We start from the raw sequence: 15,619 nt of genomic DNA, 5'->3' as shown, positions 1-15,619 counted from the left end.
GACGAGCTAGCCGTCTTCCGAGTGCAGGCCCAGCCGAGCCTCCTGCAGCGTGACGAACTGGTCGACCACCTCGGCCAGTCCGGACTGCTCGTCCGCCGAAAGGGTCGAGAGCACACGCGACCAGTCAGTCCCCTGCATCACCTCGGCGAGCACCCGCGACCTGATGGGCTCATCGACCCGGCTGGCGATAGCCAGCAATGCCGGAGTCCGCGCGTAGTCTTCGAGACTATTCTGGGCGATTTCCAGCGCCCGCTCGGCGTCGTGCTCGGCGAACTGCGCAAGAAAGAGCCTCCAAGACTCCGAGAATCGTTCAATTCCGAGCCGCTTCAACACCTCGATCCCGTCGCCGTAGCCCACTTTCCCCATGGCGCCGGCAACAGCTTCAACGAGCCGCCAGTCGACCGTGGAGCCATCTCCTTCAGCTCGCACGACCTCGATCGCTGACTCGATCTCACCTGTCAGGCAAAACTCTCTCACCACATGGGCTAACGATGCCGATCGATTGAATTGATTTTCAGAATCAAACTCGGCGATCCGCTGGAGCGCACGTCGAGGAAGACCTGCCGTACAGTAAAAATCAGCGACGCCATTCATCTGAAAAATATCAAACGGAGCAACGTCGACCCGATCCACCAGTTCGTCCACACGCGATACTATTCGCTGCATTCTCCCGGTCTCACCACAACCCCTCAGTCGACGAAGCAACGGCATGAGAGCTCGCATCAAAACAGAGATCTTGTCAACCCGAAACGCAAGCGACTCAGCCAGGCCGAGATCCCCGTATTCGCCCAATAATTGCGCAATCTCGACGACGTCCTGTCGCTTCATATCGGCTTCGATGATGACTCGACCAAGCCTCTCGGCCCTACGAACATCCTTCATCGAAACAGCGAACTCCACAAAACGAGCGAAAAGTACACTACTTTGATAGGAGTTGCCGACATGACGTGCGGCTGACTCAGCTTCGCGAGCCAGCGCTCGGGCCGCCCCATAATCTTTTGCCGAGAGCGCACCTTCGGCGAGCACGGTGAGGCCATCTGCATGCATTGACAGGTCGAAACGACGTTCCGGCTTCAACACCGCAGCATTAAGCAGTTTTACCGCCCGTTCACGAAATCCGCCAGCGCTCATATTCTGCAGCAAATCGAAGAGGGCCACCTTGCCCTCGTACGAAGCCATCGAGTTCACCAGGGACTCTGCGAGGTCGATGTTCTCCACCTCGACGGCAACCCGCACCAGCTTACGCATCAGCGACTCGCGACGAAAATTATCCTCGATACCATCTATTTCTTCGCGCGCGAACTGAAGGTCACGATGAGCCAGATCATCGATATCCAGCTGCAACAACAGCCGACGAGCACCATCCCCCTCGATCGATTCCAGCAACCGCCTTGCCGATACGAAGTCGCCAGCCTCCGCAAGAACCTCGACAGCCCGCTCCACTATATCAAAGCTGTAGATCGAAGAAAATTCCTCAGAAATTTGGATTCCCCAGTCTATCTCGTCGTGTTCGACGAGCCACCGGGCCACGAAGTGCCGAGCGTCGGATCGCACGTTTCTTGCTTCGATTTCCTCCGCAGCCGCGAGGAGGGCGCCTGGCTCGACCCCCGGCTCTACGGCGGACACGGTGATCAGTGCGTGCTTACGCTGGTCTGCGTCCGTGATGGCTTCGGCGATCGCGCGTGCCCGCGTGAGATCGCCAGTCGCAGCGACGACTCGCACGAACCGTCGCCGAACCTGCGGATTCTCCACTTCGTCGACCGTTTCCGCTATCAGACGGTCGACGCGGTCGATCTGGCCGTCCCCGACCAGGACATCGACAAGTTCACTAACGGCTTCCAGACGTCGGAACGGCTCGGAGATGGAACGAGCCATGGCCTCTGCGCGACCCAGCTCACCGAGCCGAGCCCAGAGGGCCGGCAACTTGGCCGGCGTCCGGGCATTTCGGTCCCTGAGATCGTCACGGTGCATCGTCAGTTTGACTAGCCGGAGGACGTCCGGCTGCGTTGACGCGAGTAAAGCCGCGTGTGCAGTGGCGACTTCGACTTGAGCGGCCGCTTCACCTCCGGAGACCTCGACGAGGCGAGCTTGCCGCGCGAGATCGGTGACGCAGTCGATCATCGACGCGAGGCAGCCCGCTTCCTGCAGCAATCGCGGATACCCTTGCAGAAGGAACTGAGGGGTCGCCCCGGGCCAGCCCTGCTTCCAATAGCCCGTGGCCCAATCCATGATCCGTTGCCGGTAGGCGCGGATGGCCGTTTTTCCCAGCCGATGTGCGGCTTCGGCTTGCAAACCCTCATGGCTCAGCAGGTAGATCTCAGGAGATGTTCGGGAATCCCATCGCGCGTGCCGGCGGCTGAACGCTCTTCCCTGAACGCTGTCCATGATCGTCTTGACTCGCGATTCTTCGCCGGTCAGCTCCACGAGGTCCTGCCGGCTGAGCCCACCGCGAGCCGCGACCAGCAGGCCCAGAACATCCTTTGCTTCCGCGGTCGCCCCATCCAGCAGTCTGTCCAAATCGGCTTCCATCACATGCCGCACTGCCGCCGCAGCTGGTGAAGGATCGAGTCCGCGGACGATCGCGGGATCACGCAACGGGTGGTCGTCCGGAAGCACGTACGGAATACCAGGGTTCGGCCGCCCGGTGACTACGATCCGAAGGCCGTACGAGGGATTGCGAGGGAGGAGCGCGGCGATACTTCTCGCACCGCCTTCTTGCCCTGCACCCCTGTCTTCGTCGAGCCCGTCGATCAGGAGTACAAGACGTTCACCGCGCTCATTGCAGAACTTCGCGGCGGCCGAGAGCAGACCACGGAAGTCCGATGGGCCGTCGCCCTTCGGCGCCTCGATTTCCAGTAGCGCGGCCAGCTGGGGAATCACCGCGTTCAAGAAGTCGTCCCTGGTGTCAGAACCCGCGTACCGCGCCGTGATGAAAAACGACACCAGTCGGACGTTCCGCGGCGGGTCGAGAACGAACGACGCCATGAGTGCCGTCTTACCAGTCCATGCTTCAGCCCTCCACCAGGCGTACTGCGGTGCCGGGTCGGATGCCGCACAGAATCCGGCCAGCTCGGCCAGCTCAGCCGTCCGGTTCTCCAGGCTGAACGGTGCTATTTCCTTGACCGTCTCCAGGTACCAAGACCTCGCGGGGGCACCTGAACCGCGGTAGAAGTTGCCGTGGATCTGGCCGACCTGGACGACGTTCCCGGTCATGTTCCCCCCGACGGAGATCGAGTTCTCGACGCCGTCCGGCTCATCTTCTTCCGGCACACTTGCTTCCGGCTCGGCTTCGTCTGGCTCATCGTCCTCCGGCTGAGTCATCGGCAGGCCTCCCCTTCGCTGGCTCTCCCAGCGTCGTCGAACGAGGGCGCCTTGTTACACGGAACGGCGAAGGCCCCCTCGACCAGCGGCGAGGGGGCCTTCGGAAGCGAGAACTCAAACGACCGCGAGCGGCAGCGCCGTCGGGTGGACCGGGGCCGGGAGGTCCGATGCGCCCGTCAGGAACGCGTCGACCGCGTTCGCCACCGAACGGCCCTCCGCGATCGCCCACACCACCAGGGATGCGCCGCGGTGGGCGTCGCCGCAGACGAACACCCCGGGGGTCTCCGTCTGCCAGTCCGCGCCGCACGACAGGGTGCCGCGGCGGGTCAGGGACAGGCCCAGCCCGGAAAGCAGCGGCATCTCCTCGACGCCCTCGAAGCCGATCGCCAGCAGCACCAGGTCGGCCGGCAGCGTCTCGATCTCGTCGTTGACCGGGATGACCTCGCGGCGGCCGGTCGACGGGTCCTTCTGGACGCGGACCTGCTGCAGCTCGACCGCCTCCACCCGCCCCTCGGAACCGACGAACCGCTTGACCGCGACCGCGAACTTCCGCTCGCCCGCCTCCTCGTGCGCCGGGTAGGTGCGGAGGATGTACGGCCACGTCGGCCACGGCGACCGCTCGTCGTCCCTTGTGGACGGTGGCGTCGGGTACTGGTCCAGCTGCGTCACCGAAAGCGCGCCCTGGCGGGTCGCCGTGCCGTAGGAGTCGGCGCCGGTGTCGCCGCCGCCGATGATCACCACGTGCTTGCCGTGCGCGTCGACCGACGGCGGGCCGTCGCCCTCGACGAACTTGTTGGCCGGCACCAGGTGTTCCATCGCCAGGTGGACGCCGGCCAGCTCGCGGCCCGGCGTCACCTTGTCGTCGCGGCCGCGCAGCGCGCCGACCGCGAGGACCACCGCGTCGTACTGCGCGCGCAGGTCCTCCACCGTCAGGTCGACGCCGACCTCGCAGCCGGTGACGAACTTGGTGCCCTCCTTGCGCAGCTGCGCGAGGCGCCGGTCGAGGACCTTCTTCTCCATCTTGAACTCGGGGATGCCGTAGCGCAACAGGCCGCCGAGGCGGTCGTCGCGCTCGAACACCGTGACCTCGTGGCCGGCGCGGGTCAGCTGCTGGGCGGCGGCGAGCCCGGCCGGGCCGGAGCCGACCACGGCGACCCGCTGCCCACTGGCCACTTCGGACACCTGCGGCTGGACGTAGCCCGCTTCCCACGACTGGTCGGCGATCGTCTGCTCGACACGCTTGATCGCCACCGGCCCGCCCGAGTCCGGCGAGATCGACAGCACGCAGCCCGCCTCGCACGGCGCCGGGCACAGCTTCCCGGTGAACTCGGGGAAGTTGTTGGTGGCGTGCAGCCGGTCGCTCGCCGCGGCCCAGTCGCCGCGGCGGACCAGGTCGTTCCACTCGGGGATCAGGTTGCCGAGCGGGCAGCCGGAGCCGCCGGAGTGGCAGAACGGGATGCCGCAGTCCATGCAGCGCGACGCCTGCTTGCGCACCTTTTCGTTGCGCTCGCCGGGATCGACGTCCGCGTAGACCTCACCCCACGAGTGCAGGCGGTCCTCTTTGGACTTCTTCTTCGGTTCTTCGCGGTCGTATTTGAGAAAGCCCGTCGGGTCAGCCACGAGCTGCCCCTGTGTCCTGCGGGATACCCGCACCCAGTCGGCCCTCGTGGCCGGGGCTCCGCCAATTGTCAGCCACGAGCTGCCTCCATGATCGCCTCGTCGACGTCGCGGCCGGCGGCCTTCGCCGCCTTCGCCGCGTCCAGGACCCGCTGGTAGTCACGCGGCATCACCTTGGTGAACGCCACGGAGCGGCGGCCCCAGTCGCCGAGCAGCGACGCGGCCACCGCGGAGCGGGTGAGATCGTAGTGCTGTTGCACGGTTTTCTTCAGCCAGGCCAGGTCGTCCGCGGTCGGCTTGAGCAGGTCCACCATGTCCTGGTTGACCTTCTTGCGGTCGACGTCGAGCACGAACGCCATGCCGCCGGACATGCCGGCCGCCAGGTTCCGCCCGGTCGGGCCGAGCACCACCGCGCGGCCGCCGGTCATGTACTCGAAGGCGTGGTCGCCGACGCCCTCGGCGACGACGGTGGCGCCGGAGTTGCGGACGCAGAAGCGTTCGCCGACCTGACCGCGCAGGAAGAGCTCGCCGCCGGTCGCGCCGTAGGCGATCGTGTTGCCCGCGATCGTCTGGGCCTCGGCCGCGAAGGACGCCTCCGGGTCCGGCCGGACGATGATCCGCCCGCCGGACAGGCCCTTGCCGACGTAGTCGTTCGCGTCGCCGACCATGTCGAGGGTGATGCCACGCGGCAGGAACGCGCCGAGCGACTGACCCGCGGACCCGGTGAGCAGCACGTGGATCGTGCCCTCCGGCAGGCCGTCACCGCCGTAGCGGCGGGTGATCTCCGACCCGAGCAGCGTGCCGACGGTCCGGTTCACGTTGCGCACCGGGAGTTCGAGCCGCACCGGGTGCGCGTCTTCCAGGGCCGCCTCGGCGAGCTGGATGAGCGTGCGGTCCAGGGCGTGCTCGAGGCCGTGGTCCTGGCCGCGGGTGCGCCGCTTCGCGCCGCCGTACGGGGTCTCCGCAGGCATCTCGAAGATCGGCGCCAGGTCCAGCCCGGACGCCTTCCAGTGGTGGACGGCCTCGTCGGTGTTCAGCAGCTCGGCGTGCCCGATCGCTTCGTCGAGCGTCCGGAAGCCCAGCGCCGCCAGGGTTTCCCGGACTTCCTGGGCGATGAACTTGAAGAAGTTCACCACGTGCTCGACCTGGCCGGTGTAGCGCTTGCGGAGCTCGGGGCTCTGCGTGGCGACGCCGACCGGGCAGGTGTCGAGGTGGCAGACGCGCATCATGATGCAGCCCGCGACGACGAGGGGGGCCGTCGCGAAGCCGTACTCCTCGGCGCCGAGCAGCGCCGCGATGACGACGTCGCGCCCGGTCTTCATGGCGCCGTCCACCTGCACGGTGATCCGGTCGCGCAACCCGTTGAGCAGCAACGTCTGCTGGGTCTCGGCGAGGCCGATCTCCCACGGCGTGCCGGCGTGCTTGAGCGAGTTCATCGGGGACGCGCCGGTGCCACCGTCGTGGCCCGAGATGAGCACGACGTCGGCGTGCGCCTTGGACACGCCCGCCGCGACCGTGCCGACCCCGAGCGAGGACACCAGCTTCACGTGGACGCGGGCGTGCTCGTTGGCGTTCTTGAGGTCGTGGATCAGCTGGGCCAGGTCTTCGATGGAGTAGATGTCGTGGTGCGGCGGCGGCGAAATGAGGCCCACGCCCGGCGTCGAGTGCCGGGTCCGCGCGATCCACGGGTACACCTTGTTCGGCGGCAGCTGGCCGCCCTCGCCGGGCTTCGCACCCTGCGCCATCTTGATCTGGATGTCGTCGGCGTTGACGAGGTACTCGCTCGTGACGCCGAACCGGCCACTGGCGACCTGCTTGATCGCGCTGCGCCGCTCGGGGTCGTAGAGCCGCTCGGGGTCTTCGCCGCCCTCACCCGTGTTGGACCGGCCGCCGAGCCGGTTCATCGCGATGGCCAGGGTTTCGTGCGCCTCGGCGGAGATCGAGCCGTACGACATCGCGCCCGTGTTGAAGCGCTTGAAGATCGCTTCCGCGGGCTCGACCTCGTCGAGCGGCACGGGCTCGCGGACGCCGTTGCGGAAGGCGAACAGCCCGCGCAGCGTGCCGCCCTCGCGGTAGAGGCGGTGCACCTCGTCGGTGTACTTGCGGTACACCTCTTCACGCCCGGTCTTGGACGCGTGCTGCAGCAGGAACACCGTCTCCGGCGTGAACAGGTGCAGCTCGCCCTCGCGGCGGTAGGCGTACTCGCCGCCGGTGTCGAGTCCACGGTGGACGCGCTCGGTCGGGTTGTCCGGGTAGGCGCGGCGGTGCCGGACGGCGACCTCTTCGGCGAGCACCTCGAGACCGACGCCGCCGAGCTTCGACGACGTCCCGGTGAAGTACTCGTCGAGCAGGTCCTGGGCCAGGCCGAGGGATTCGAAGACCTGGGCGGCGGTGTACGCGCCGACCGTCGAGATGCCCATCTTGGACATGATCTTCAGGACGCCCTTGACCAGCGCCTGCACGTAGTTGCGGATCGCCTTGGCGGCTTCGATGCCGGTGACCGCGCCCTGGCCGATCATGTCCTCGATGGTCTCGAAGGCCAGGTACGGGTTCACGGCCGCGGCGCCGTAGCCGAGCAGCAATGCGATGTGGTGCACCTCGCGCGCGTCCCCGGATTCGACGACGAGCGCGACGCGCAGGCGTTCCTTCGTGCGGACCAGGTGGTGGTGCACCGCGGAAACCAGCAGCAGCGACGGGATCGGCGCCATCCGGTGGTCGGAGTCGCGATCGGACAGCACCAGCGTGCGCGCGCCGGCCGCGATCGCTTCGGACGCCTCACGGCGCACCCGCTCGATCGCGCCGGCCAGCGCCTCGGCGCCGCCGTCCACTTCGTACAGTCCGGAAAGGACGCTGCACGCGAAGCCCGGGAGGTCGCCGTCGTCGTTGACGTGGATGAGCTTGGCGAGCTCGTCGTTGTCGATGACCGGGTACGGCAGCTTGAGGTGGCGGCACGACGCCGGCCCGGGGGCCAGGAGGTTACGCTCCGGGCCCATGATCCGCGCCATGCACGTGACGAGCTCTTCGCGGATCGCGTCCAGCGGCGGGTTGGTGACCTGGGCGAAGCCCTGCTTGAAGTAGTCGTAGAGCAGCCGGGATCGCTGCGACAGCACCGCGGGCGGGGTGTCGGTGCCCATCGAGCCGATCGGCTCGGCGCCCTTCTCGGCCATCGGCGCGAGCAGGATCTTCAGCTCTTCTTCGGTGTAGCCGAAGGAAAGCTGGCGGCGCAGCACCGAGTCGTGGCTCTGCACGACGTGGTCGCGGTCGGGCAGCTCGGCGAGCTTCAGCAGGCCGGCGTGCAGCCAGCCCTCGTACGGCAGGTCCTTGCCCAGCTCGGACTTGACCTCTTCGTCGTCCACGATCCGGCCGGCCTCGGTGTCCACCAGGAACATCCGGCCGGGCTTGAGCCGTCCTTTCGCGACGACGTCCTTCGGGGCGACGTCCAGGACGCCCGCCTCACTGGCGAGCACGACGCGGTCGTCGGCCGTGCGCCACCACCGCGCCGGGCGCAGGCCGTTGCGGTCGAGGACCGCGCCGACCAGGCTGCCGTCGGTGAAGGTGACGCAGGCCGGGCCGTCCCACGGTTCCATGAGACTCGCGTGGAACTGGTAGAAAGCGCGCCGCTCGGGCTTCATGGTGGCGTGGTTCTCCCACGCCTCCGGGATCATCATCAGCACGGCGTGCGGCAGCGACCGGCCGCCCAGGTGCAGCAGCTCCAGGACCTCGTCGAAGGACGCCGAGTCGGACGCGTCCGGCGAGCAGATCGGGAACAGCCGGGACAGGTCGCCCTCGAGGACTTCGGACTCCAGCAGCGCCTCGCGGGCCCGCATGCGGTTGCGATTGCCGCGGATGGTGTTGATCTCGCCGTTGTGGGCCACGAACCGGAACGGGTGGGCCAGGGGCCACGACGGGAAGGTGTTGGTGGAGAAGCGGGAGTGCACCAGCGCGATGGCGCTTTCCAGCCGCTCGTCACGCAGGTCGGCGAAGAACGCGGGCAGCTGCTCCGGCGTCACCATGCCTTTGTAGACGATCGTCCGCGAAGACAGCGACGGGAAGTACGTGCCACAGCCGGAGTTCGCGCTTTCGTGCTCGACGCGCTTGCGCAGGCAGAAGGCCAGGCGGTCGAGCTCGAGGCCCGCTTTTCCTTCCGCCGCCACGAAAAGCATGGCGAAGTGCGGCATGACCGAGCGGGCGGTCGGGCCGATGTCCGCGCGGTCGGCGTCCACCGGGACCTCACGCCAGCCGAGGACCTCCAGGCCCTCTTCGACGGCGATGCGTCCGGCCAGCTCGACGGCCTTGCGGCGCTGCTCGGCGTCTTCGGGCAGGAACGCGATGCCGGCGGCGTAGGCGTGGTGGCCGTGCTCGTCGGGTTCGGGAAGCGCGAAGCCGGCTTCGGCGCGCAGCAGCGTATCGGGCAGCTGCAACAGAATGCCGGCGCCGTCGCCGCTGGTCGGCTCGGCGCCGGCGGCGCCGCGGTGGTCGAGGTTGGTCAACGCGGCCAGGCCGTCGGTGACGATTCCGTGGGAACGGCGCCCGCGGATGTCGGCCACCATGGCCACACCGCAGGAGTCCTGTTCGGTCTCCGGGTCGTAGAGACCCTGTTTGCCGGGAATGGCGGAGAAGATCATGAAGGGACCTCCTTCGTCGTCTTGTCGTGCGGGGCCGGGCTACCGGCCGGGAGCGCACGGGACGACGATGGCCCGCTTGTTAGCGCGACTTTAACACCTGGGAAACATGCCAGCACCCGTTCAGAGCGCCCCGAGCGACGTCGGACGGTAACGATCTGGCTGCGCGGAACGACGTAGTTCCTGATGAGTTCCCGGTAGTTCGCTCTGCTAAGTATACGGCCCGGAAACTCCCGTCAAGCCTAACGTGACGGGCCCGACGCGGCTCACTGAACCTGTGTCCCCAGTCACTAGAACGTGTTACCGTTTCGCGCATGATCCTCGACCGGTTCCGGCTCTCCGACCAGGTCGCGGTGATCACGGGCGCCGGCCGAGGGATCGGCGCGGCCACCGCCGTGGCCCTCGCCGAAGCGGGCGCCGACGTGGTCATCGCCTCCCGCACCGAATCCCAGCTCGCCGAGGTCGCCTCGCGGGTTTCCGCCGCGGGCCGCCGCGCTCACGTGGTGGCGGTGGACCTGTCCTCGCCGGACGCCGCGGCGGCACTGGCGTCGGCGGCGGTGTCGGAGTTCGGCCGGCTCGACCTGGTGGTCAACAACGTCGGCGGCACGTATCCGCGTCCCCTGCTGGAGTCTTCGGTCGACTTCATGGAGGAAGCGTTCCGCTTCAACGTGGCGACCGCGCACGCGCTGACCGTGGCGGCGGCGCCCTCGCTGGTGAAGACGGGCGGCTCGATCGTCAACATCTCGTCGGTGATGGGCCGGCTGTCCGGCCGCGGCTTCGCGGCGTACGGAACGGCGAAGGCGGCCCTGGCCCACTACACCCGCCTGGCGGCGGCGGACCTCGCGCCGAGGGTGCGGGTGAACGCGATCTCGGTGGGTTCGGTGGCGACGTCGGCGCTGGAGATCGTGGTCGGCAACCCGGAGCTGAAGGAGAAGATGGAGTCGGCGACACCGCTGGGCAGGATCGGCGAGCCGGAGGACATCGCGGCGACGGTGGTGTTCCTGGCCTCGCGCGCCGGCGGGTACATCACGGGCAAGATCCTCGAGGTCGACGGCGGTTTGCAGACGCCGAACCTGGAACTGGGCCTGCCCGACCTTTCGTGACCCGGAACTGTCGGTAGCCCCGGGTAGCGTGGAAAACGGGGGCTGCTCAGCCCCGGAAAGCACCGAAGGCCACCCCCGGGGTGTCCCGGTGATGGCCTTCGGAAAGCTTGAGCGGTCAGCTCTCGTCGGTCTTCTTCGGCTCCTCGGCCGAGGCCGGTGCAGGCGCGTCCTCCGCGGACTTCTCCGCCGGGACATCGGCCGCCACCTTCGCGTGCCCCGGCTCCGGCTCCTCCTCCGAAGCCGAGGCCGAAGCCGGAGAATCCGCAGAGTCCTCGGAAGCCGGGACCTCATCGGGACCAGGAGCGTCCTTGCTTCGCAGCAGCTCCGGCGCCTCCCGCGGCCCCCGCTTGCCGGCGAGCACGAAGTACACCACCGCCGCGATGAACAGCAGGATCGACGTCCACACGTTCACCCGCAGGCCGAGGATGTGGTTCGCGGTGTCGGTCCGCATCATCTCGATCCAGCCGCGACCGACCGTGTAACCCGCGACGTACAGCGCGAACGCGCGCCCGTGGCCGAGCTTGAACTTGCGGTCCGCCCACACCACCAGCAGCGCGACCAGCAGGTTCCAGATCAGCTCGTACAGGAACGTCGGGTGGACCGGGCTCTCCGGCAGCGGGATGTGCCCCGTCGCGACGCCGTTCAGCAGGTTGTCCGGGTCCTCCGGGTTGAAGCGCTGGTAGACCTCCAGGCCCCACGGCAGGTCCGTGTGCGCGCCGTACAACTCCTGGTTGAAGTAGTTGCCGATGCGGCCGATGGCCTGCGCGACGACGATGCCCGGGGCGATCGCGTCCGCCATCGCCGGCAGCGGGACGCCCTTGCGGCGGCACGCGATGAGCGCACCCACCGCGCCGAGGGCGATGGCGCCCCAGATGCCGAGGCCGCCGTCCCAGATCGCGAACGCGTTCCAGGGGTTCTTGCCCTCGGTGAAGTACAGCTCGGGGTCGGTGATCACGTGGTACAACCGGCCGCCGACCAGGCCGAACGGCACGGCGAACACGGCCATGTCGATGATCGTGCCCTTGGTGCCACCACGGGCGGCCCAGCGCCGCTCCCCCCACCAGATCGCCACGATGATGCCGGCGATGATGCACAGGGCGTACGCACGGATCGGGATCGGTCCCAGGTGCCACACCCCGCGGTCGGGGCTGGGGATCGTCGCGAGGTAGGCGGAAATCACCGGGCCACCGTAGCGCTAGCCCGCCGCCACATCCACAGCGGCCAGGTAGCCCGCCACCAGCGCGTGCGCCACTCGGACGACAGCCTGGTCGCGCGGGAGGAACCGGTCGTCGTGGAGGCTGGGGACGCCCGCGGTGTCGCCGAGGCCGACGAACAGCATCAGACCCCGCGTCCCACCGCCGCAGTAGTGGGCGAAGTCGTCGGCGCCGAACGAGCGGAACTGGTCGTCGACGGTGAAGCCACTGCGGCTCAACCAGCGCCGCGCGCCCGCCGCGAGCGCCGGGTCGTTGGCCAGCACCGGCTCGCACGGGCTGATCTCCAGCTCGGCGGTGCAGCCGTGGGCCTGCGCCGTGCCGTGCACGATCTCCCCGAGCGCCTCCAGCGCGCGCTCACGGTCCTTCTCCCGCATCAGGCGCAGCGAGCCGAAAGCGCTCGCGCTGGTCGGGACGACGTTGGCCGCGGCGCCGCCCTGGATCCGGCCGATCGAGCAGACCGCGCCGAACACCGGGTCGATCCGCCGCGACGCCAGCTGCTGCAGGCTCACGACCAGCTGCGAGAGCGCCAGGATCGGGTCGCGCAGCAGGTGCGGGTAGCCGGCGTGACCGCCCTGGCCGCGCATCGTCACCTCGAACTCGTCGGTCGACGCGTTCACCGGGCCCGGCACCGCCGACACCACGCCGTCCGCGATCCGCGGCTGGACGTGCGCCCCGATCACGGCGTCCACCCCGGCCTCGGCCAGCACGCCGGACTCGACGACGTCGAGCGCGCCGGGCGGCGACGTTTCCTCCCGCGGCTGCAGCAACGCCAGGATCGGCCGCGGGACGCCGACGCGCACCGCCGCGCGGCCGACCGCGACCAGCGCGGCGAGGTGGACGTCGTGGCCGCACGCGTGCATCAGGTCGTTGCCCGACGCCCACGGCACGCCGGTGCCCTCCAGCACCGGCAGGGCGTCGAGCTCCGCCCGCAGCGCCACAACCGGGCCGTCCCCGCCGGGCAGCGGGATCGCGCGGCCGGTCTTGGCGACCCGCGTGCCGTCGCCGGCGCCGAGCGCGGCGGCCACCAGCCGGGCGGTGTCCTCCTCGTCGCCGGAGCCGCGCGGGTCGGCGTGCACCTCGTGCCGGAGCTCGATCGCGGCGGGCAGCTCGTCCTCGATCGCGCGCGTCCACCGGTCCCACAGGTCGTTCACACGTGCTCCAAGCGGTAGATCCTCTTCGCGTTCTCGTGTCCCACCAAAGCACACAGCCGGACGGCGTCCACTTCGGACATCGCGCCGGCGTCCAGCGCGGCGCGCAGGAAGTCCGAAAGTCCCTGGCGGAACAGCGCCGTGCCCAGGTGGTACAGCTCGGCCAGGCCGAAGGCGTCGGTGGAGAAGAGGACCTTCCCGAAGGGCGCGATCTCCAGCAGCTCGGCCAGGATCGCCGGCGCGCGGAAGCCCGCGTTGTGGGTGGCGAGGCCGACGTCGACGAAGACGTGCTCGAAGACCTGCGCGAGGTAGGCGGCGTTGCGGTGGAACGGGTAGTTGTGCAGCAGCAGGATCGGCACGCCGCGGTCGCGCGTGGCCCGCAGCAAGCCGGTGAGCCGCAGCGGGTCGCACCGGTGTAAATCGACGTCGGAGTCGCCGTACCCGACGTGGAACTGCACCGGCAGGCCGAGGTCCAGGCCGACGAACACCAGGAACCGGTGCAGGACCTCGTCGGCGAGCCGGCCGTTTCCGCCGCGCAGCCAGCGTCCCGCGGCGGCTTGGACCTCGGAGGGCGACGGCCGCTCCCCCGCCAGTTCGAGGCCGACGCGGTAGGCCGCGATCGACTTGAACCCGACGGCGGTCTCGGCCCGTTTCCCCAGCTCGGCGACGAAGTCCGCGGCGAAACCGGCCGCGGTGCTTCCGCGGATCACCTGCTCGGCGACCTGTTCCAGCCGGACGACGTCGTGCGCGCGGGTGCCCGCCAGCTGCGCGAACTCCCCGGTCGTGGTCAGCGAGTCCGGCAGGAACCCGCCGTCCAGCAGGAAGTCGGTGGTGCCGGTGGCGCGCAGGAACCGCCGCGCCACCTCGGCCGCGCCCAGCTCGGCCCGGCGTTCGAGGTAGACGTCGGCCGAGGCGTGCTTCGGCAGGTCGAGCACCGGCGCGCAGCGTGCGCGCACGGCCAGCCCGATCAGCGAGTCGAACAGGCTCGTGCCCAGCGGCGACGTCGTGTCCGCCTCGGTCAGCATCGCCTCGAAGCCGGCGCGGGCCACGTCCCCGGTGGTGACGCCGTGGCAGTGGTGGTCCACCAGCGGCAGGTCCGCGACGAACGGGAGCAAACCGGTCATGCGCCTCCGTCCACGTCGGCCAGCCTTTCCCCCACCCTACGAGCGAAGCCCGGCGCGGACAGCACCAAGATCACCGCGAGCAGCAGCACGGCCGCGGCCACCACGGGGAACCACCGCGCCGGGCCTTCGGCCGGGTACGGCACGACGTTGACGTACACGGTGTAACCCAGGACGGCGAGCGCGCCGATCGGGAACACGAGGTGCCACACCGGCACGCGCATCCGGCGCTTCACGAACAGCAGCAGGATCGCGCCGACCGTCGTGAGCAGGTAGATCACCAGCAAGATCAACGTGCCGATCGACCCTGACCACGCGAAGGTGTCCGACGCCGTCGCGCCGAAGAACAGGGCGCAGACCAAGATGATGAGCACCGCTGCGCCGGTCACCACGCTCACCGCGGCAACCGGCGTCCCCCGGCTGGACGTCCGGCCGATGCCGCGGCCGCCGTAGGCGTCGCGTCCGAGGGCGAACAGCAGCCGCGAGCCGCCGACGACGCAGGCCAGGCAGCAGCCGAACGCGCTGATCGCGGCGCCGACGCTGATGACGTCGCCGACCCACGCGCCCGCGTAGCGGCTGCCGAGGTCGCCGAGCAGGGACGGCGAGTCGTGGAACGCCGTCGCGTCCGTGCCGAACGCCATCATCTCGACCGCGGTGACGACGACGAAGTAGCCGCCGCCGAAGATCGCCGTGCCGAGGATCGCGCGCGGGATGTTGCGCTTCGGGTCGTGGGTCTCCTCGCCGAGCGTCGCGGCGGCTTCGAACCCGGCGAAGGACAGGAAGCCGAACACCGCGCCGAGGAACACCCCGGACAGCCCGGTCTCGGGGGTGAAGGTGAAGACGTCGAGGGTGAACCGCGCGTCGTCCGGCGCGTTCCCGGCGACCAGCCGGACCAGGATCACCACCGTGACCAGCAGGATCACCGCGATGGTCGCGCCTTCGACGGCGAGCAGCGTGCTCGTGCCGCGGCGCGCGGGCACCACGGACAGCAGCCAGGCGCCGATCAGCGCGACCGCCGTCAGCACGAACGGCCCCCAGGACGGCGGGTTCGGCCAGATCCCGGCCTGGGTGAGGAAAGCGGTGCCGAGCGTGCCCGCGGCCGAGCTCGTGACGACGGCGTAGAACGTGTACGTGCCGAGGAGGCCGATGCCGGAGACGACGCCGGCGCGCGGGCCGAGCGTCGCGCCGACGAACGCGTACACCGAGCCGGCGTGCTGGTAATACCGGCAGAGCTTGACGAAGCCGTACGCGACCAGCAGGACGCCGACCGCCGAGAGCAGGAAGGCGAGCGGGACGGCGCGGCCGGCGGCGGACGCGGTCTGCTGGGGGTTGATGTTTGCGGCCATGCTGGGAGCCATCAACGCCACGGACAGGCCGACGGCCTGCCAGACGGAGAGGGAACGGCGCAGCCCTGGACGGGTTTCGACGGTGTCTGACACGATCTCCACCTCGCTTTTCGAAGTGCAGCTCAAG

Annotated in this window: 8 protein-coding genes; 1 reads left to right on the top strand and 7 read right to left on the bottom strand. The window is 69.0% G+C overall.

The annotated features are described in order from the left end of the window. Nucleotides 1-6: 6 nt before the first annotated feature. The 3 genes from AB0C38_RS43240 to gltB form a co-directional block, all read right to left on the bottom strand. Nucleotides 7-3,321, bottom strand: a complete 3,315-nt coding sequence (locus tag AB0C38_RS43240; RefSeq protein ID WP_360685167.1) for a hypothetical protein — start codon at nucleotides 3,319-3,321, stop codon at nucleotides 7-9. Between the two features lie 114 nt (nucleotides 3,322-3,435). After that, complete coding sequence (locus AB0C38_RS43235) at nucleotides 3,436-4,941, bottom strand: glutamate synthase subunit beta (protein ID WP_360685164.1); 1,506 nt, start codon at nucleotides 4,939-4,941, stop codon at nucleotides 3,436-3,438. A 68-nt stretch (nucleotides 4,942-5,009) separates the two neighbouring features. Continuing rightward, nucleotides 5,010-9,563, bottom strand: a complete 4,554-nt coding sequence (gltB, locus tag AB0C38_RS43230) for a glutamate synthase large subunit (RefSeq protein WP_360685161.1) — start codon at nucleotides 9,561-9,563, stop codon at nucleotides 5,010-5,012. 311 nt (nucleotides 9,564-9,874) lie between these two features. Between gltB and AB0C38_RS43225 the strand changes: the two genes are divergently transcribed. After that, the gene (locus AB0C38_RS43225; protein WP_360685159.1) at nucleotides 9,875-10,663 is read left to right on the top strand and encodes an SDR family oxidoreductase; all 789 of its coding nucleotides are present in this window, start codon (nucleotides 9,875-9,877) and stop codon (nucleotides 10,661-10,663) included. 115 nt (nucleotides 10,664-10,778) lie between these two features. Here AB0C38_RS43225 and lgt read toward each other — a convergent pair whose 3' ends face one another. The 4 genes from lgt to AB0C38_RS43205 are packed head-to-tail and all read right to left on the bottom strand — an operon-like array spanning nucleotide 10,779 to nucleotide 15,585. Next, nucleotides 10,779-11,843 (bottom strand): prolipoprotein diacylglyceryl transferase, encoded by a 1,065-nt coding sequence (gene lgt / locus AB0C38_RS43220; RefSeq protein ID WP_360685156.1) that lies wholly within the window; start codon nucleotides 11,841-11,843, stop codon nucleotides 10,779-10,781. 15 nt (nucleotides 11,844-11,858) lie between these two features. Continuing rightward, on the bottom strand, nucleotides 11,859-13,028 hold the full coding sequence (locus AB0C38_RS43215; RefSeq protein ID WP_360685153.1) for an amidohydrolase: 1,170 nt from the start codon (nucleotides 13,026-13,028) through the stop codon (nucleotides 11,859-11,861). Beyond that, the gene (locus AB0C38_RS43210; RefSeq protein WP_360685150.1) at nucleotides 13,025-14,149 is read right to left on the bottom strand and encodes an amidohydrolase family protein; all 1,125 of its coding nucleotides are present in this window, start codon (nucleotides 14,147-14,149) and stop codon (nucleotides 13,025-13,027) included. Before AB0C38_RS43210 ends, AB0C38_RS43215 begins: the two co-directional genes overlap by 4 nt. Next, nucleotides 14,146-15,585 (bottom strand): APC family permease, encoded by a 1,440-nt coding sequence (locus AB0C38_RS43205; protein ID WP_360685147.1) that lies wholly within the window; start codon nucleotides 15,583-15,585, stop codon nucleotides 14,146-14,148. The genes AB0C38_RS43210 and AB0C38_RS43205 overlap by 4 nt, the downstream gene beginning before the upstream one ends. Between the last annotated feature and the right edge of the window lie 34 nt (nucleotides 15,586-15,619).

Source organism: Amycolatopsis sp. NPDC048633 (assembly GCF_040650695.1).
In the GTDB taxonomy this organism is placed as follows: domain Bacteria; phylum Actinomycetota; class Actinomycetes; order Mycobacteriales; family Pseudonocardiaceae; genus Amycolatopsis.
The sequence above is the reverse complement of the archived record's forward strand: the minus strand, read 5'-3'. Positions and strand labels throughout refer to the sequence as shown.

Bases quoted from the DNA above. Each gene is read 5' to 3' on its own strand.
- AB0C38_RS43240 (WP_360685167.1), bottom strand. From the start codon at position 3,321: ATGACTCAGCCGGAGGACGATGAGCCAGACGAAGCCGAGCCGGAAGCA.
- gltB (WP_360685161.1), bottom strand. From the start codon at position 9,563: ATGATCTTCTCCGCCATTCCCGGCAAACAGGGTCTCTACGACCCGGAG.
- AB0C38_RS43225 (WP_360685159.1), top strand. From the start codon at position 9,875: ATGATCCTCGACCGGTTCCGGCTCTCCGACCAGGTCGCGGTGATCACG.
- AB0C38_RS43210 (WP_360685150.1), bottom strand. From the start codon at position 14,149: ATGACCGGTTTGCTCCCGTTCGTCGCGGACCTGCCGCTGGTGGACCAC.